The organism is Moorena producens 3L (genome assembly GCF_000211815.1).
Lineage (GTDB): Bacteria > Cyanobacteriota > Cyanobacteriia > Cyanobacteriales > Coleofasciculaceae > Moorena > Moorena producens.
The window spans coordinates 62,679-81,659 of the sequence record NZ_GL890964.1 but is presented as its reverse complement, the minus strand read 5'-3'; the positions used below and the strand labels follow the sequence as shown (position 1 = coordinate 81,659).

The 18,981-nt window shown below is 40.3% G+C and carries 17 protein-coding genes and 1 pseudogene; 13 read left to right on the top strand and 5 right to left on the bottom strand.

Annotated elements, in window-relative coordinates; all coding sequences use genetic code 11:
* Nucleotides 1–78 precede the first annotated feature (78 nt).
* From LYNGBM3L_RS26240 to LYNGBM3L_RS26195, 11 genes and pseudogenes are all read left to right on the top strand, one after another.
* Nucleotides 79–2,679, top strand: a complete 2,601-nt coding sequence (locus LYNGBM3L_RS26240) for a condensation domain-containing protein (protein ID WP_008188544.1) — start codon at nt 79–81, stop codon at nt 2,677–2,679.
* 68 nt (nt 2,680–2,747) lie between these two features.
* The gene (locus LYNGBM3L_RS26235; protein ID WP_044494878.1) at nt 2,748–4,475 is read left to right on the top strand and encodes an NAD(P)/FAD-dependent oxidoreductase; all 1,728 of its coding nucleotides are present in this window, start codon (nt 2,748–2,750) and stop codon (nt 4,473–4,475) included.
* An 83-nt stretch (nt 4,476–4,558) separates the two neighbouring features.
* A complete protein-coding gene (locus tag LYNGBM3L_RS26230) occupies nt 4,559–5,761 on the top strand; it encodes a 4-hydroxybenzoate 3-monooxygenase (protein WP_008188542.1) in 1,203 nt (400 codons plus the stop codon).
* Between the two features lie 129 nt (nt 5,762–5,890).
* Complete coding sequence (locus tag LYNGBM3L_RS34295; RefSeq protein WP_161603191.1) at nt 5,891–7,351, top strand: cupin domain-containing protein; 1,461 nt, start codon at nt 5,891–5,893, stop codon at nt 7,349–7,351.
* A gap of 93 nt (nt 7,352–7,444) precedes the next feature.
* On the top strand, nt 7,445–7,750 hold the full coding sequence (locus LYNGBM3L_RS46695; RefSeq protein WP_008188540.1) for an FAD-dependent monooxygenase: 306 nt from the start codon (nt 7,445–7,447) through the stop codon (nt 7,748–7,750).
* 167 nt (nt 7,751–7,917) lie between these two features.
* Nucleotides 7,918–8,103 (top strand): hypothetical protein, encoded by a 186-nt coding sequence (locus tag LYNGBM3L_RS46690; RefSeq protein ID WP_008188539.1) that lies wholly within the window; start codon nt 7,918–7,920, stop codon nt 8,101–8,103.
* The gene (locus tag LYNGBM3L_RS34290; protein ID WP_008188538.1) at nt 8,100–9,275 is read left to right on the top strand and encodes a cupin domain-containing protein; all 1,176 of its coding nucleotides are present in this window, start codon (nt 8,100–8,102) and stop codon (nt 9,273–9,275) included. Before LYNGBM3L_RS46690 ends, LYNGBM3L_RS34290 begins: the two co-directional genes overlap by 4 nt.
* A gap of 113 nt (nt 9,276–9,388) precedes the next feature.
* Nucleotides 9,389–10,477: an SGNH/GDSL hydrolase family protein gene (locus LYNGBM3L_RS26205; RefSeq protein ID WP_008188537.1), complete on the top strand. Its 1,089-nt coding sequence runs from the start codon at nt 9,389–9,391 to the stop codon at nt 10,475–10,477.
* Nucleotides 10,478–10,776: 299 nt separating this feature from the next.
* Nucleotides 10,777–10,857, top strand: a pseudogene (locus tag LYNGBM3L_RS49010) (glutathione S-transferase family protein); the annotation flags it as partial.
* A gap of 99 nt (nt 10,858–10,956) precedes the next feature.
* Nucleotides 10,957–11,262: a glutathione binding-like protein gene (locus tag LYNGBM3L_RS47885; protein ID WP_008188536.1), complete on the top strand. Its 306-nt coding sequence runs from the start codon at nt 10,957–10,959 to the stop codon at nt 11,260–11,262.
* A 500-nt stretch (nt 11,263–11,762) separates the two neighbouring features.
* Entirely contained in the window at nt 11,763–12,836 is a 1,074-nt protein-coding gene (locus LYNGBM3L_RS26195; RefSeq protein WP_008188534.1) for a sulfite exporter TauE/SafE family protein, read from the top strand.
* Nucleotides 12,837–12,975: 139 nt separating this feature from the next.
* Here LYNGBM3L_RS26195 and LYNGBM3L_RS26190 read toward each other — a convergent pair whose 3' ends face one another.
* Both LYNGBM3L_RS26190 and LYNGBM3L_RS41765 read right to left on the bottom strand, forming a co-directional pair.
* Nucleotides 12,976–14,082, bottom strand: coding sequence for a glycosyltransferase (locus LYNGBM3L_RS26190; RefSeq protein WP_008188533.1), 1,107 nt, complete (start codon nt 14,080–14,082; stop codon nt 12,976–12,978).
* A gap of 123 nt (nt 14,083–14,205) precedes the next feature.
* Nucleotides 14,206–14,400 carry a hypothetical protein gene (locus tag LYNGBM3L_RS41765; RefSeq protein ID WP_131827249.1) on the bottom strand — a complete coding sequence of 65 codons (195 nt, stop codon included), beginning with the start codon at nt 14,398–14,400 and terminating at the stop codon, nt 14,206–14,208.
* Between the two features lie 2 nt (nt 14,401–14,402).
* Here LYNGBM3L_RS41765 and LYNGBM3L_RS26185 point away from each other — a divergent pair, with 2 nt between their 5' ends.
* Nucleotides 14,403–15,803, top strand: coding sequence for a hypothetical protein (locus LYNGBM3L_RS26185; RefSeq protein WP_008188531.1), 1,401 nt, complete (start codon nt 14,403–14,405; stop codon nt 15,801–15,803).
* On the opposite strand, the gene LYNGBM3L_RS41760 is transcribed toward LYNGBM3L_RS26185, so the two are convergent.
* Nucleotides 15,766–15,951: a hypothetical protein gene (locus LYNGBM3L_RS41760; protein WP_143764235.1), complete on the bottom strand. Its 186-nt coding sequence runs from the start codon at nt 15,949–15,951 to the stop codon at nt 15,766–15,768. The genes LYNGBM3L_RS26185 and LYNGBM3L_RS41760 overlap by 38 nt on opposite strands.
* Nucleotides 15,952–16,097: 146 nt before the next feature.
* Between LYNGBM3L_RS41760 and LYNGBM3L_RS26180 the strand changes: the two genes are divergently transcribed.
* Entirely contained in the window at nt 16,098–17,132 is a 1,035-nt protein-coding gene (locus LYNGBM3L_RS26180; RefSeq protein ID WP_008188530.1) for a sulfotransferase family protein, read from the top strand.
* Between the two features lie 81 nt (nt 17,133–17,213).
* On the opposite strand, the gene LYNGBM3L_RS26175 is transcribed toward LYNGBM3L_RS26180, so the two are convergent.
* Together LYNGBM3L_RS26175 and LYNGBM3L_RS26170 are read right to left on the bottom strand one after the other, a co-directional pair.
* Entirely contained in the window at nt 17,214–17,789 is a 576-nt protein-coding gene (locus tag LYNGBM3L_RS26175; protein ID WP_008188529.1) for a DUF4276 family protein, read from the bottom strand.
* Nucleotides 17,789–18,973 (bottom strand): AAA family ATPase, encoded by a 1,185-nt coding sequence (locus LYNGBM3L_RS26170; RefSeq protein WP_008188528.1) that lies wholly within the window; start codon nt 18,971–18,973, stop codon nt 17,789–17,791. The genes LYNGBM3L_RS26175 and LYNGBM3L_RS26170 overlap by 1 nt, the downstream gene beginning before the upstream one ends.
* Between the last annotated feature and the right edge of the window lie 8 nt (nt 18,974–18,981).

Here is an 18,981-nt window from a genome sequence, read left to right as displayed (position 1 = left end):
AAAATCTATCTAGGCTGCGAGTATTTTTTACTCCAGCCGCTTCCTCACCAACTCTCTGGACAGTATCTAGGCTCTGATATGTCACTCGAAACATTGAACAAAAAACAACATAAAACTTCTCCAGTTGCCAATAATTCAACTCAATCAGTGGCTGCTAAAAAGGAGCTATGGGAAGCAATTAGAACGGTCATTAGCTTACAAAATCAAGCTCCACCCTTAGTCTCTGTTTCCCGAGAAAATCCACTTCCTCTCTCTTTTCCTCAAGAGCGGTTATGGTTTTTACAACAGTTGGAACCAAGAAAAGCTGCTGCTTATAATATGCCGTTTGGGTTTCGCATTTCCGGCTCACTCAATCCATTGGCTTTAGAGCAAAGTCTGAATGAACTTATTCAACGTCACGAGGCTTTGCGAACGATTTTTACCTTAGTTGAAGGTCAACCCACTCAAGTCATTCACTCCTCTTTCTCCTTTAGTTTATCTGTAATTAATGTACAGAGCTTCCCTCAAAAACAACGGGAAAAGAAGGTAATGGAATTAGTGAAGGTAGATATTGAGCAACCGATTGAATTGACTCAACTGCCTCTGTTTCGAGGAAGACTTTTTAAACTTGATGAACAGGATTATTTTCTGTTACTGAATGTTCACCATATTATCGTCGATGCCTGGTCAAAAGGAGTTTTATTTCAGGAGTTAGCAACACTCTACGAAGCATTTTCTCTCGGTCAATCTTCACCCCTCCCAGAACTTCCAGTGCAGTATGCGGACTTTTCTGTTTGGCAACGTCAATGTATTCAAGGTGAGTTTAAAGAGACTTTGCTAAACTATTGGAAGCAACAACTTGGCAATAATTTACAAGCTTTAAAGCTGCCAACTGACCATCCTTATCCGACTAATCCTACCCATTCTAGTGCCTACAATAAACAGTTACTTTCTGTTGAACTCACGACTCAACTTAAAAGCTTCAGTCGAAAAGAAGGAGCAACGTTATTTGCAACGTTATTAGCTGCATTTAAGGTGCTATTATATCGCTACACTGACCAAGACGATTTTTTTGTGTGTAGTCCAATTGCGAATCGGAGTCGGAAAGAAACAAAGGGATTAATCGGTTACTTTGCGAATTTACTGATTCTACGGACACAGTTTAAAGTAAACCAAACTTTTCGGGAGTGTTTGAGTCAAGTTCGTCAGGTTGTCTCCGGAGGTTACGCTTATCAAGATTTACCCATTCAAGAAATTATTAACGCTCTAAATTTACTGCAAACCCCTATATCTAAGGTGATGTTTGCACTGCAAAATACAACAATTCATACCTTAAAATTACCAGGTTTAAATGTCGAAACATTCAATCTTGATAGCGGAACAGCGGATTTTTATCTCTATCTCTATCTGATTCAAGAAGGTGATACTTTGGCTGCTATATTCAAATACAATGCTGATTTATTTGAGGAAGCAACCATTGCTCAAATGCAGGAGAATTATCGTACTATTCTGGAAAACATTTTAATCAATCCAGAGCAGTCTATCTTGGATGTACTCCCTTTAAGCGCAACTGAACAGCAACAATTAGAGGAGAAACGAGCCAATCAATCTACATTCAAACCATCCAGGAATTCGTCTAAACCTGCTTATATTGCACCCCGCAATTCAACTCAACTCAAACTCGTTCAATTATGGAGTAAAGTATTAGGAATTGAATCCATTGGAATTCGAGATAACTTCTTTGATTTAGGTGGACAGTCCTTAATGGCGATGAGTTTGTTTACTCAAATTGAACAAACCTTTGGTAAAACTTTACCCTTGGTAACACTACTAAAATCTCCAACCATTGAACAACTGGCCGAAATTCTTGCTGAAAACGAATCTTCTCTCCCTTGGTCTTCATTAGTTCCACTTCAACCTCGTGGTTCTAAACCGCCTTTCTTCTGCATTCATGGACAACAAGGAAATGTGTTGAACTTACGAGAATTAGCCAAATCTATAGGTTCAGAGCAACCGTTTTATGGATTGCAAGCTAAAGGGTTAGATGGCAAACAAATGCCTGACTTTACAATCGAAGCAATGGCGGCTAATTATCTTAAAGAAATTCGCAGTGTTCAAGCCCATGGCCCCTATTTTATCGGAGGAAACTCTATGGGAGGTACGATTGCTTTTGAGACCGCACAACAACTTCAACAGCAAGGAGAAAAGGTGGCATTGCTGGTGATGTTTGACACTTTCAATAAAAGTGCTTTTCCTCGCCTTGTATTCCGAAACCAACACTACTTCAAATACTTATCCCAATTGGGACTATCCAAGTCACTATTTGAGGAACTCAAAGACGTTACTAAACGCCAACTGCAAGCCATCCTTTGCAAGCTTTATCTAGGTTTAGGAAAACCTTTACCTCATCATCTCAGTCGTGCTATCGTAGCTGAGGCGAATATGCAGGCAAAGTGGGCTTATTCACCACAGGTTTATTCCGGTAAAATTACCATGTTTCGGGCTAAAAAACCTGCTAAATTCAATAAGTTTTATTTACCGAATCAAGCAGATTGGGAAACTCGTGACCCTGAACAGGGCTGGGGTAATTTAGCAAGCGACAAATTAGAAATTTACGATGTACCGGGAGACCATTATTCAATTTTTGATCAACCGAATGTACAGGTCTTAGCTGAGACTTTAAAGGCTTGCTTAGGTTAGTCTCATTTTTCTTTGAATTAATGTTAACTAAAATCAGGTTTACTCTCAATACAGCAGGAGATTTTATAATGAATACAATGACTTATGATGTAGCAATTTGCGGTGGTGGTTTAGCGGGTTCAACTTTAGCTAGACAGTTGAAGTTAACAATGCCTGATCTTTCTATTATTGTCTTCGACCGTTTGGCTCGACCTCTACCTGAAGGTGCTTTTAAAGTTGGAGAATCAACGGTTGAAGTCGGTTCCTATTATCTTGCTGAAATACTTCAGTTTAGCGATAATTATTTTAAACTGAATCATATGCCAAAGTTGGGACTCCGTTTCTTCTTAGGTGATGCTCAAGGTAAATTTGAAGAACGTCCTGAACTCGGACTCTCTAAATTTCATTCCCCTTCCTCTTATCAAATTGACCGAGGTAAGTTTGAAAATGATCTGCGAAACTTAAACATCGAAGCAGGAATTGAATCTTTAGAAAATTGTAAGATTATTGATATTATACTATCTAAAAATAATCAAGAATTCCATGAAATTGTTTACACTCAAGATGACACGAAGCAAAAAAATATTATTAAAGCTAAATGGGTTATTGATGCGATGGGTCGTCGTCGATTTTTGCAGAAAAAACTGGGTTTAGCTCAACGGAATAGTTCTAAACATAGTGCGGTTTGGTTCTGGGTCAATGAACGGGTGGATGTCAGTGATTTTGTTCCCAAAAGTAACCAAAACTGGCATGAGCGTGTCCCTGGAAATCAACGATATTATTCAACTAATCACTTGTGTGGAAAAGGCTACTGGATTTGGATGATTCCGCTCCCCGGTAACTATACCAGTATTGGGATTGTCACTGATGAAACGGTTCATCCTTTCGGAGAACATAACACTGAGGAAAAAGCATTTAATTGGCTCCAAACCTATGAACCTACTTTAGCTAATCATCTTCAAGGGATTTCAACTCAAAAATTTATGAAGATGCCTCACTATAGCTATTCCTCTAAGCAAGTTTTCTCAAATAATCGTTGGGCTTGTGTTGGTGAAGCTGGGGTATTTCCCGATCCATTCTATTCTCCTGGCACTGACCTAATTGGATTTGGAAATTCTCTCGTCACTCAGATGATTGAAGCGGATTTGCAAGGCAAGTTAACTTCAGAAATAGTGGCGGAAGCAAATCGCTTTTTACTCACCTATTCCGAAGGGGTAAAAGATAATATTCACAAAGTTTACTCCTGCTTTGATCAAGATTTGGTCATGGCCATTAAGGTGATTTGGGATACCTTATCCGGCTGGGCATTTAGTGCGCCTCTGATGTTTAATTCGATTTTCCTTGACTCTGAAAAACGGGCAAAAATTCGTCAAGGTTCAGGTCAATTCTTTTTGTTAGCTCACCGGATGCAAAAGTTGTTTATAGACTGGGCAGAACTCTCGCAAAATCGGGGAACTTATGAGTATCTTGATTACTTAGAAATGGATTTCATCAAGCAATTGCGATCGCGTAATTTACAATCCAATAAAACTGAGCAGCAACTCATCGATGATCATATTGCTAGTTTAGAAATGTTTGAGGAACTTGCCCAGGTTATTTTTCGCATGGCACTTGAAGATACAATGCCTGAAAAATTAGCTGATTTTCCGGAGTCTGCCTGGTTAAATGCTTGGGCAATTAGCCTCAATGAACACCGATGGGAAAAGGATGGATTATTCCGCCCCAGAACTCAACCCCGTGACTTACATCCAATGACTCAACAGCTACGAAAAAAAATTCATTTTCCTTCAGTTGTCAAGCAACTTGTGACGGTTTAATGATTCACTTAAACTGAGCAATAATGTTGGTATTTAACTCACATTATTGCTCAACCAAAAATGACACATATCAGGAGTTTACTATGAAAAATTATACACAGTTAAAAACATCGGTCTGTATTCTCGGTTCTGGCCCTGCTGGTATTGTGCTCGGAAGTATTTTGCTGAGAAATGGGATAGACTGTATTATCATTGATAAATACAATCGTGAAGAAATTTATGCCAGAGGAAGAGCCGGAGTGATAGAAAGTACAACGGTTGAAATCCTCAGAAAAAATGACCTGGCGGATACCCTGCTCAAAAAGGCTTATACTCACGGTTCTTGTGAATTTCGCTATCCCGATAAAAGCCTAAATTTTGAATATGGAAACTTAAGTGGAGGAGATGTTCATTATGTTTATCCTCAAAGCGATCTCAACGATGATTTGATTGAAAAATATATCAAGGATGGCGGTAATTTACTCTTTCATCATGAAGGCAAAAAGATTATTCAAAGTGATGACAAAGTCGAAGTTGTATGTTCTGATTTAGATAATCAAACAACTGTAACGATTCAAGCGGATTTTGTAGCTGGATGTGATGGTTATCATGGCTTAGCTCGTCAATCTGTTCCCTCTGAAGCTGTAGACATTTACAGCAAACAATATAACTATCGCTGGTTAGCCATTTTAGCCTACGCTCCCCCTTCGGCTCAGCATACTCTTTATGGTGTACATCCAGATGGTTTTGCGGCTCATATGCTTCGCAATAGCAAGATTTCTCGCTATTACCTTCAAATTCCCAGCACCGATACTTTAGAAGATTGGTCAGATGAACGCATCTGGGCTAATTTACACCAGCGGCTTGCTAAAGAAGGATGCCCATTAAATGAAGGTGAAATCTTTCAAAAGCGTATTATGGAGCTGCGAAATTATGTGATGGAACCCATGGGTTATCAGCGATTATTATTAGCAGGAGATGCGGCTCATATTATTACCCCAATGGGTGGAAAAGGCTTAAATTTAGCGGTGCAAGATGCGGGAGTTTTAGCAGAAACACTGATTAGCTACTACCTCGAAAACCATGATATTTCTTATCTTGAGCGGTACTCCAAAATTCGCTTGCCCTACATCTGGCGTGCTCAAGAATTCTCTTACAGCTTGTTAACCATGCTGCACTCACCGGAAGGAGAAGATTTAGAAGATGTGCGTTTCCGACGCAAATTAAGTGAATCCAAACTTTCTCAATTGACAACTTCATTAACTTTTGCTAAAAATTTTGCCCGAAACTACGTTGGTATTGTATAATTTTTTAAATTCCTTGGGAGAGCAGGGAATTTCAGACTATTACATTGTCAAAATTTTTAGTTAGGTATACCCATGCATCCTAATACTAAGTCTACCGTATTTCACGTCGCTAGCTCATTTCTCTTAACTTTGGGAATCAGTTTTCCCGCAGAAGCTCACTTTAGTTGGGATTTCCATCAGCATGAACAACAGGATTCTTCAAATGTTTCTTCTTTTACCATTCCGACCAATGCTACTGAAGCTTCAAATACTCTTGAAATCACAGCAGATGGTGACACTCCAGTTGTATTACCTGATGTAGATCGTCCAGGGTTTTGGCTATTCAGTGACAACGCAGAGTTTGTTGAAATCGGTGACAATACTGATGGGCAATTAGCAGTCTTTGATTTCACTACCTTACCGGGTGGGCCACTCCCTCACTATCACACCCTTGAAGATGAGTTTGTCTACGTTCTTGATGGAGAAATCACGTATCAACTGGAAGATCAACTCTTTACGGCGACACCTGGAACCTTCATTTCTAAACCGAAAGATGTTCTCCACGCTTTTGTTAATGCAGGTGAACAACCTGCCCGTCACATAGAGTTTGTAATCCCAGCTGGAATTGATGGCCTATTTGAAGGGCTGGGTCAACCGGGAACCTCTGATAATCCACCTTTTCCTCAACTTCCAACCCCTGAATTGATAGAGGGTGGCTTCCAACTGTTGAGCGATTTTGGGGTGGTGGCACCTGACTCATTACTCATTACTCCCCCTCAATTTGGAATTACCCAAGAGGGTGATCCTGAACTTGTGGTTATTCGTCCGGGTGAAGCTGATGGAGAAGCGAGTGCGACACTGATTGTTAGTAATCCTGAAGATGACTCAACTGTTGCTGAAATTCCTGTTACCTTTGGGGATGGAGAACGAATTCAGAACGTAGAGATTACGGGTATTGAAGGTGCAGAAAATCAGAACTTTGAACTGACCTTAGTTGATCCGATTGATACCAGTATTGCACTCCTACAAAATAAAGCCCTTTTAACCTTGGGTGAGGATAATACTTACACCTTAATTGATGGGTATTCTCCGGATGATTTTCCTCTGTTACTCCCTGATCCGAATCCGAATTCTTTTTGGTTAGGTGGAAGTAATTATACACAGGTTGCTAACGTGAATCAAACGGAAGGACTGCTCTCATTATTCGATGTATTTATTCCCGAACAAAACTCAGGGCTTGAAGAATTATTAATAGCTCCAACTGATTTAGCACTCTACACGTTGGATGGAGAGCTAACTATTAATGTTGCCGATCAATCTTTTAGTGCTGATCCGAATACCTTTATTTACTTGCCAGAAGGAAGCAAGTACAGTTTTAGTAACTTGGGACAATTGTCCGCTCGCACTCTACTATTTACGGCTGATAATCCGTATAAATTAGAAAACTTTGTTAAAACATTTGGTGTTACAAATGATGAAGAGAATGTAAATATTCCTGAGCCTTCTTTGATTTCCGGTTTACTACTCATGGCTTGCAGTGCAGGCGCTCTGTTGAATAAAAATCGTAAATCATTAAATGAGAATATTAATTTTCGAGTCAAATTAATTTGATCAAGGTTTCCTGAGACCATTATAACAAACATTTATCTTGGAAATTTAGGGGGAATTAAATATTTTAAATTTCCCCACAATAAATAGACAAGCATGAGTCGTGTGTTTTCCAAAGATGAGCAAGATAAACCAGGGTTTCCATTTCCCAGCACCGATACTTTAGAAGATTGCTCAGATGAACGCATCTGGAGTAATTTACACCAGCGGCTTGCTAAAAAAAGATGCCCATTAAATGAAGGTGAAATCTTTCAAAAGCATATTATGGAGCTGCGAAATTATGTGATGGAACCCATGGGTTATCAGCGATTATTATTAGTAGGAGATACGGCTCATATTATTACCCCAATGGGTGGAAAAGGCTTAAATTTAGCGGTGCAAGATGCAGTAGTCCTAGCATAAACATTGATTAGCTACTAAGCTGTTGCGCATTTAAATGGTTGTTTTACTGTTCCCTATTCCCTGTTACCTGTTCCCTTTGAGCAATTTAGGTATCCCAATCTAAATGCTCAACAGCTTATCTCGAAAACAATGATATTTCTTATCTTGAGCAGTACTCCGAAATTCGCTTGCCCTACATCTGGCGTGCTCAAGAATTCTCTTACAGCTTGTTAACCATGCTGCACTCACCAGAAGGAGAATATTTAGAAGATGTGCGTTTTCGACGCAAGTTAAGTGAATCCAAACTCTCTCAACTGACAACTTCATTAACTTTTGCTAAAAATGTTGCCCGGAACTACGTTGGTATTGTATGATTTTTGAAATTCCTTGGAAGATCAGGGAATTTCAGACCATTACATTGTCAAAATTTTTAGTAGGTATACCCATGAATCTCAAAACTAAGTCTACCGCATTTTACGTCGCTAGCTCATTTCTATTAACTTTGGGAATTAGTTTTCCCGCAGAAGCTCACTTTGGTTTTGATTTCCATCAGCATGGACAACAGGATTCCTCAACAGTAACATCTAGCTCGATTGATATCTCTGATTTTTTGAATGGCCCCATTCCCACGCCTATCACTGATTATTTAGCCGGGTTAGATGATACATCATCGACATCTTTATTCTACCAAGATTTAGAAACTGCATGGGTCGCAGGTGGACGAATTTCCTTTGTCGAAACAGGCGAGACCACTGATGAACAGTACACACTATTAGATGTCGTTGTTGTCCCTGGCGGTGGTACTCCATTACACTTCCATGAAGATGAAGCTGAGTGGTTTTTCATGCTGGATGGTACTTTAGAGTTTCAATTAGAAGACCAAACAGCACTGACACCATCTGAAACGCTTATTTTTGGCCCCCAAAATGGCAAGCACGCCTTCCGAAATCAGACATCAGATTTGGCGAGGCTACTCATTTATTATGAACCTACAGGAGTTGAAGACTTTTTCCGGGAAGTCGGTCAGCCCGTAACAGATCCATTTAATCAACCTCCTGTAAATCCTGAAGAACTTTTGGAAGCTGCCCCAGCAAACGGGCTTATATTTCCTAGCTCACTAGAGTTTGCCGGTAATCAATTCTTCACTGAGAAAGGGTCTTCTGTAGCAACAGTAGACGTAATCCGCACTGGTGCTGTTGAGGATATCGTTGGTGGTAGCATTTTTCTAGGCACTGGAACTGAAATCCCCATTGAGTTTGGTATTGGCCAGAGTTTTCAAAGTATAGATATTCCCCTACCTGATGACATTAACACCATTGACTTATTCTTAAAAAATCCTACGGGTGGAGCTTTTATTGGTCTGCTAGCAGACCAGGCTATTATTAGCACAATATCAATACCTGAGTCTTCTTTCCCTATTGGTTTGTTAGCTTTTGGTGCAATAGGTGCAGGCTTAATGCTCAAAAATCGTAATTCAAATCAATGGAATGTAGAACGTCATTTCATGTTTAATTCATCTAAAAAAAAGTATTATAAAACGGTATAAACAGAAGTTTAGCGTCAGACTTTTTCAATATTAAAAACTCAAAACTGGAGTGGGTAAAAATCCCGCTCTAGGACTTAAATTGATAAATCAACTAGGACAAGGATAAATTTTTGATGAGCATCACTATCGATCAAATCTTTGATGAGGATTTTTATCTTTCTCAATATCCAGAAGTGGCTGATGCGATCGCAAATGGTACAGCCAAGAGTCCCATTGATCATTACCTAACAGTTGGTCAATATCAGGGTTATCTTCCCGGCAAACTTTTTAGCGATGTTTATGTTTTTGGAGATAGTTTTTCTGATGATGGGAATTTGTTTGAACTGACTAACGGTATTTTTCCAGAATTTCCAAATTTTGAAGGACGTTTTACCAATGGGATAATTTGGATTGAAACTTTAATCCCTGAGTTGGGTTTAGAGATCAATCCTGAAAATAATGTCGCCCATGGAGGTGCAACGACAGGAACCGATAATGTTCTCAATCCGAGAACAGATGTTTTACCCGATAACCTACTGCCTTTACCGGGAATCCAAACACAAATTGATGATTTTGTCGCCGAAAATCCCGTTGCCGATCCCGATGCACTTTATATGGTTTGGGGAGGAGGTAATGATTATGTGGGTTTAAGTTTAACGGAAGTTGATACACCCATTACCAACTTATTAACAACAATTGATAAGTTAGCCGATGCAGGGGCAAAAAATATTATGATACCTAATATTTTTGATTTAGGTGCAATTCCCCTTGCTGTTAATGGTTCTCCTGAAGTTCAGCAAAGACTGGCACAAGCTACCCGAGATCATAATGCGGCGTTGCAAATAGCTTTAGAAGAAGTTGAACAAAATTCAGACATCAATATTATTCAGGTTGATATGTATTCAGCCCTGAATCAAGCTATAGAAAATCCAGCTAACTTTGGCTTTTCTAATGTCACAGAGGCTTTTTTAGATACGAATGCAACCAATCCTGATGAATTTGTATTCTGGAATCCCATTCATCCTACTGTTCGTTCTCATAATTTATTTGCAAATCAGGCTCAGAAATCTCTTTCTGAGGTTTCTGAAGTGCTGAGTATTGTCAAAGCGACTCAAGAATATCCCCTTCAATCTGTACCTGAACCTTCAATTTTTAATTCCGGATTAGTGATTGTATTGGCATTATTATTTGTGAGTAATAATTTATCAAAAAAAACAAGATAAATCATCCGGAATTAAGCTACAATTAATTGTAGTAATATAAAGATATTGAGAGTATAAAAAATTAAAACAAATCAAGCAAGATTTAATTATTTTAAAACAATTAAATCTTGATGATTTCCTCTCAAGTTCACTGAACATTTCACTAATCAACCCAAGAGTCTTCAATGATTGAACTGTACACACACAATACCCCAAACGGTCACAAAATTTCTATTTGTTTGGAAGAACTTGAACTTTCTTACACTGTAAAGCATATAAATGTCTATGAAGGAGAACAATTTAAATAAGAATTTGTTGCACTCAATCCTAATGCTAAAGTTCCAGTAATTGTAGATCAAGAAACTGGACAAACGGTATTTGAATCCTGTGCAATTTTACTCTATCTTGCAGATAAAACTGGACGGTTAGTACCGCAATCAACTCAAGGTCGTTGGGAAGCAATTCAATGGCTCTTTTTCCAAGCGGCTTCTATTGGGCCAATGTTCGGACAACGAGCACACTTTGCCTTGTTTGCTCCCGAAAAAATCCCTTACGCAATTGAACGCTATACCAAAGAAACTGAAAGGCTGTATGGTGTCCTTGAACAACGTTTGAAGCAGCAAAAATATCTCTGCGGTGATGAATACTCCATTGTAGATATTGCCCATTGGGGTTGGATTTATACTGCTAAACGTATGGGATTTAGCTTCGATCAGTTTTCCAGCTTAATCCCATGGCATGATCAAATTGCAGAACGTCCTGCGGTTCAGAAAGGAATTCAAGTTCCTGGGCCTCTTCCTTTCTAAGTTCATCACAATAGATAGAGATGTCTGGTGCTATTTCAACATAAATATTATGCATTCTGCAATTTTCTGATTCCAGACATCTTTCTTATCTCTCTCTAGATTTTTACTTTTACTCCCTTCAGATCCCCCTTATTGAGGCAGGGCTGTTTCATAGTTCGACTAAAATTTCACGGGTAGGGAGATAGGGATATTTTTCTTACTAAAAATACTCTCTCTCCAGCACCCCAGCTCCCTTTCAACCGATTGACCTGTAAATTTATTCCTGAAAATGAAACAGCTCTGCCCTTATTGATGGTAGTTGAACTCGACTATTTAAAAACACTATTTATCAAAGATCAAAAACCCTTCACTTTCTGATGCTCAACTGATTAGATTTTTTGTTACAACTGATGAAACTTAACTCAATAGTTTGTTTGTTGATTAAATTATCATATTTTGATGATGCTTTAAATCTCTCTCATGTCATTTTTTGATAATCATAAAGCTAAACAATAGTAATTATGTTTTACCAAAACCGAAATCAAAAAGCTTCTAAAATTATTTTCCATATCAATCAAATAATATTCAATCTTTTAAATTTTATGTATTCATTGTTTCAGTTTATTTTATCCCAACGTTCTATTCGTTATAGTCTATTGTGTGTACTCACAGTTTGGACAAGCTGGCTGATTATTCTTGAACCCAGTCGAGCTATTTATAAGCTGATTGAACATTGGGAATTTGCCTTCACAATGGTCTTTGGTTCCATGGTTGCAGGAGCGACAAGTATGGGAGGAGGCGCAGTTGCTTTTCCAGCTTTAACAAAGTGGCTTCACGTCTCTCCCCCCGATGCAAAACTCTTTTCTTTAGCCATTCAAAGTATTGGAATGAGTGCCGCATCTTTTACGATTGTTGCTATGAAAACTCCAGTAGAATGGAAGTTAATTCGTTGGGTGAGTTTAGGGGGAATTCCAGGTATTTTTATGGGAACAGCTTTTCTGGCTCCTTTACTTCCTCCCGAAGTCATAAAAATTTCATTTACAATGATGGTGAGCAGTTTTGCCCTCATTTTAATTCAATTAAATTTAACTAAGACTGAACGTAATTTTACGATTGAACACTGGGGTAAACGAGAAAAAATTTTATCTCTAGTCGTCGGAGTAATGGGCGGTATGATTAGTGGGTTAGTTGGGAGTGGAATGGATGTTTTTGCCTACTCTGTAATGGTGTTACTGTTTGGTTTGTGTGAGAAAGTTAGCACTCCAACTTCAGTGATTTTGATGGCAATTAATGCCGTCACAGGCTTTTTAATTCATAACTTTATCCTGGGGGATTTTGTCACTCCCGTCAGTAATTATTGGTTAGCAGCGGTTCCGGTTGTGGTAGTGGGTGCGCCAACCGGAGCAATTCTTTGTAGTCTTATGGAACGCCAAATGGTGGTTGGGATTTTGATTAGTTTAATTGTAATTGAATTGCTGACTTCTTTACTGTTGATTCCGCTCACGACATCCGTAGTTTCGGCTGGATTGTTTGCCCTGATTTTATTTACTTCATTTTATTATCTGATGTATCGCACAAAACTGAGACGCGCTTAATTGAGTGATTCTAGGTTTTATCATTAAAAGTGAAGCATCAGTGGGAGTAAACACAATCGTGTGTCCTCCCACTTGAGGTTCCCCTTTGACAAAACGGTACAACCGGGAGCAGGGTAAGAGATTTCAGCAGCCCCCTGCACTATAGTTCATTAATGGCATCAGCATAAGCCATTGCTGCTGTTTCCCACTTCGGCAAATTACTACTAATCTCAGCTAATTGTTTTTCTTTCAAGCCACCCATTACCTTCTCGGCTGCCTCCCTGGGCTGATCAGGGTCAACGGTAATGATGGCAGACCCCCCCGCTTCCAAACCAGCTTGATTCCCTTGAGATACCACCACAAAGCGACCAAATGATGCCGCTTCGGCAATCGGTAGTCCAAATCCCTCCCGGTCAGATAGAAACACTACCGCTGTTGCCTCTCGATACCATTGAGCCAGAATGCGATCGCTTATGTGGCCATGATACTGAACCCAAGGCAAGCTCTCAATTGACTTGAGGAATGCTTCACCGCTAGCTTGGGTGGAAGTATTCATCCCTCCCACTAAATGCAATTCCCAAGGTTCACCACTGAGCTCTCTGAGTTGAGTGGTTAATGCCACAGCTTCCGGTAAACGCTTAGCAGCTGGATCGATCCGACCTACGGATAACAAGAATGGACCAGTGGGAGCAGGAATTGAGACGGTCGGTAACTTAGCTAGGGCTGAGTCTACTCCATTGGGAATAGTTTTCAGCTTCTGTTGAAGCCTTGGGTTAGGGCGAAAGTGTAGCAGGTCATTCTCGGTAGCTTTGCTGACGACTATAATCTGCTGGGCAAAACGAATCGAGGCATCCAGGTAAATTAGCGATCGCAAAGCCGTTTTTATGCGATCGCCATACTTATTAGCCGCTTTCCATTCATTCACATCATGAAGCACTGCAATAGTAGGTGGATGCCACGGCAGAACGATCGGGTTAGATAGCCAGACAAGAGCCTCTACTCCTGCTTGAGCACAATACCCATTAAAGCGAGTCGCCACCCAACCATACCGCTTAGCTGGGGAGTAATCCAGCGGTGGTAGGATATTAACACTATCTGCCAACTCCTGTAGGGTAGGGGTATTCTCAAACGCATTCGGAGAAGCCAAGATTTTCACCTTAGTGCCTCGGCTGATCAGTTCCTCAACTAGAGGTGGTAGTAATCGATTTAGATACTGCCCAATGCCTAAGCGAGGACCAAGGTAATGGGCAATTAAAGCAACAGACATAGCTTATAGCACCGGAAACAGGGAACAGGGAATAGGGAATAGGGAATAGGGAATAGGGAATAGGGAATAGGGAATAGGGAATAGGGAATAGGGAACAGGCAAAAAATCCGTGTGTGTACTCCACTAATATGAAAACCGCTGTAGCTTAGATGTAGGCATAATTTCTAACTTAGTTACAATACCACTGAATAAAATCATAAAGGAACAGGCATTTAGAAAATTTTCCACTTTCCACTCCCGACTCCCGACTCCCGACTCCCGACTCCCGACTCCCGACTCCCGACTCCCTACTCCCGACTCCCTACTTTCAACTTCCAACAATGAACAAAATAATTGCCTGGTATAGATGGGCGATGCAAACAGGGCAACTACCATTTGCTATAATTTTAACCCTCACCATCTACCAACCCTTTGAAGACTTTGTTCTCAACTGGCTGCCCTTACCCTCACCGTTAATCGCCTTAATACGTTTTGTTCCCGAAATTATCCTTTACATCCTAATGGTAAGGGTAATTTACCTGCGGCTATCCTCTGGTAAAGGTATACGAAAAACCCCCCTAGATATCCTAATTATTGCCTTTTTCATTGCTAGCATGATTTCCATTGTGGTTAACCATGCTGGAATTCCAGGCAGCATAAAAAACTTACGCACTAATTTTCGGTATATCTCCGTTTACTATACTGTTGTTAATATTGACATTTCTATCGAACAGCTTGCCACCTTATTAAAAAGTATTAGACTAGCCAGTTTAATCCAGGCAGGTATAGCCTCCATCCAATACTTCTTACCCGCCAGCATCAGTCAGAAACTATTCACCAGGCAAGTCATCCACTCCGGCACAATGGCTGCCAAAAATGCCAGCATTGGCACCTTTGGCGACAGTGCCATCCTCTCAGGATTCCTGATGTTAGCAATTTCAGTATTTATTAGCCATGTCTACACCAACTCTAGTCATATTATTCCCACTTTCAAAGACTCCGCTAGTATTTTAGTGCTCTATTTCGCTAACTTTGCTTCCAAAAAGCGAGCTGGACTGATGATATCGCTACTAATTCCTATTCTAGTCTTAATTCATCTCAACAGAAAAAGAGATACTGCCCTCATCCTCTGGTTTGCTACAGCACTTTTGATAACTGTAGTATTGATTTCCCCATTATTGAATCTTCAAACATCAGCAGCTTCAGTGTCTGAAGACGGTGAAATACCTGATCTGACTTCCTATTTCTTCTCGATTTTTTCTCCAGATTACTGGCAACACAACTTAGAAGCTCAGCGGGGTTGGGCAGCCAAGACTATTGTTAATGGTTTAATGAATTCAGGAGGCTGGTTTGGCTTTGGTCCAGAGCCTGGAGCCTTACAAAGAGGAATAGAAAATTCGGTGATTCTCTCCCCAGATGAACAACGGCATTTATCCTGGCATGTGGAACTCCTAGAAGATGCCTACTGGTTTGCCTTCCTGGGATATTTTGGAATTGTTGGTTTGGGGATTTTTTGGCTAATCTTGCTACGGCTTTACCAAACCTCTCAATCTCTAATTAAATCCTCTTCATCCCTGGAATACAAATCCCTTGGAGTGATGCTTTGTACTATAATTATTGTTTCTTTTTTGTACACCTTTGTGGAACGGACATTTAAACTGCGACCCTTTAGTTTTTATTTTTGGTTACTGGCTGGACTAGTAGTTAATTCCTGGTCTGTTCAACAAGAGAATAGGGAGTAGGGAGTAGGGAATAGGGAGTAGGGAATCGGGAATCGGGAATCGGGAATCGGGAATCGGGAATCGGGAACAGGCAAAAGGAGTAGGGTGCGTTAGGGGCGGCATTACCATCATATTCAACTTTGTAGCCAGTAGCCCCGTAACGCACCACTTTTTAAGGAAAAAGGCAAAATGCAAAAGAGAACAGTATCAAAAAAAGACAAGGATTTTTTTGCTATGCTGAATCCTTAGTGCTGATATACTTATCATCATACTGTTGGCAATTCCCCCATCACCCTATCACCCCATCAGCCCATCATGATTGATCATCAACCCAGAGTGGAACAGATATTTGTAGTGGGAAACTCCCGTAGTGGAACTACTCTGATGGGTCTAATCTTGGGATTAAATTCAGAGGTTTTCACCTTTGAGGAACTCCATTTTTTTGGGCAGTTATGGTCCGAGCAGCATCGGGACTCTTACCTGACTCAGGCAGAAGCAGAACAGCTAGCCGCTCGCCTCTTATCAATTCAGCATAGTGATGTTCTGCGTCCAGGGGATCCCAGTCATTTTAGTGAAGAAGCCAAAGTAATTATTTCCCAGCTTCCGGAGTCAAGACTAACCTCTGGGGATGTCTTTAAGGTATTTCTGGAATACAAAGCTGCCAACAACGGTAAGAAGATTCCTTGTGAACAAACTCCGCGCAATGTCTTATACATGGCTGAAATCCTCGAACTTTATCCCGAAAGCCGGATTATTAATATGGTTCGTGACCCCCGAGACGTACTGCTGTCACAAAAATATAAGTGGCGAATCAAATTCCTGGGTGCCAAGAATATTCCCTATCGAGAAGTCTTCCGGTCTTGGTGCAATTATCATCCCTTTACCATCTCAAAACTTTGGAATGCCTCGATTAACGCTGCTGAAAAATTTGCCAATCATCCGCGATGTCGTACGGTGAGATTTGAAGATTTGGTAACAAATCCAGAACAGACCCTGGAACAGATTTGCCAGTTTCTGGGTCTGGAGTTCCAACCTAAAATGTTGGATGTTCCTCAAAATGAAGGTGGTGTCTCATCCCATAAGCAAATTACACCAAAAAGTCGGGGGATTGACCCCAATACCACTGGAAAATGGCGGCGTGGCGGACTTTCCGTCACAGAGATTCATATTTGCCAGCAAGTAACCTATACTAACATGCTCAACCATGGTTACTCCTATGCTTCGATGAAACCCAACCCCTTGATGTTAGCATTAAGCTGGGCATTTTTACCGGTAAAATTGACCCTAGCCTTGTTAATGAATCTTCACCGAACCCGAAACATTGTAGAAGCAATTCGCAGACGCTTGTAAATAGACCTCTTGCATAAGTCTCATAAACCGTGGATGTTGACAAGGCAAAAGGCAAAAGGCAAAAGGCATAGATTTTGTTGGTCATGGTGATACCGATAGGAGATGTTTAATACCTTTAATAAAGACTTGAAAACTGTGGGATGTATTGTCAGTTAAAGATAAATGAGGTGCAATTTTTTTAGAATGGGTTCCTGGATAATATTCCTTAACTAAACGTTTAAGCTCTTGTTTTGCAGAATCAAGCTGATCGGGGTTACGGTATTTCTGTTTACTTTGTTGTTTACTGAGGCTATCAGGTTTCATTCTATAGGCTTTTTCGACTGCGGCTAAGTCTCCTAAGAACCAGGATTCTAATTCATGGCAGATGATCCGAATCATCACATTCTTGGATTTTCCGGCAGTTTGACAAATTTCTAATAGTTCGGATTTTAGTTTTTTGCAATCATGGGAGTCTTGGTCATGGACGATAATGAATCTAGTGTCAGGACTATATTGAAAGGCTTGAATTTTCTTGGGAATAGATTTCCATAAGTCCTGTTTGCCTTGGTGGGTAATACAAATATAGGTAATTTCATTGGGGATAATTTGGGGTAGTAGTTGATCTAAAACGTTTTTCATGGAGGGTTCTTCTAGCATAAAAATTAGGTCGTAACTCATTAGGGGGCAACTCCTTTAAACCAGCCTTGATTCCAGAGATAGCCGGGTAAGTCTCCAGCTTCGACTAGATTGACAAGGGTTGGATTATCTTTAGCCCTTGAAAATTTGGTGATCCCATGTTCTTTGGTCAGCCAAAAGATGCTCTCCAGGGGAACGGCATTTAAAAAGTCAGGGGAGTGGGTAGACACAAAGACCTGGCCACCACGATGGGCATAGCTGGCAAATTCTTCGGCGAGTTCATGTAAAAGGCTGGGGTAAAGTTGGTTTTCGGGTTCTTCGACACAGAGCAGGGGGTGAGGCTTAGGATCGAAGAGCAATATTAAATAGGCAAACATTTTCATGGTGCCATCGGAAACATAGCGATCGATAAAGGGGTCTTTAAAGGCTTGATCTTGAAATTTTAGGATTAGTCTGCCGTCTTCGGTGTTTTTGGCTTCTACTTTGGAAATGCCGGGGACTCGCTCTTGCATTCGCTGGAGAATTTTCTCGAATATTTCGGGATGTTCTTGATAGATGTATTGGGCTACTAATGCCATATTATCTCCTGTGGGGGAGAGGTGTTCGGCATAGAGTGCGTCTTTGCTGCCTCTAGCTTCATTGATATGAAAGTCGGAAACATGCCAGTTTTCGATCAGGGAACGAAAGGCACTGGCGGCTTTGAAGCGTTGGAATTGTCCTAAGCCTTTTATTGCTAAAATGTCGCTGGATTCAAGTTGTTGTTCTTCCCTTTCTAGTTCTGTGTCAGCTTGTTCAAAGTTTTCTTCGTTAATGATAGCGAATCCTTTTCCTTCTCGAAAGTCTAGGAAATGAAAAGGTTTACCTTGTTTGCCACGTTTATAACGCAGAATTTCTCGTTTTATGAACGGTCGTCTCTTCTCCTGTCCAATGATCAGAATATAGGTGACCAGGCGCTGAGTTCCAAGAATTTTCATACGGAACTGCAGTTCTATTTCGATATCTTCTTGCTCTTTCCCTCGGGTAATAACTTCATTGAAACCGCCACGAACTTGGAGAGCTTGACGAATATTATTTTTGAGAGCATCGTGGATAAAACCAAATATGTCAAATAGGGTTGATTTACCGGTACCGTTGGCACCAACGATCACAAAAAATGCGGGAATATTTTTTATTTCAAGGTTTTCAAAGACACGATAGTTTTTGATTTTTATGGAAAGGATTTTCATACTATTTA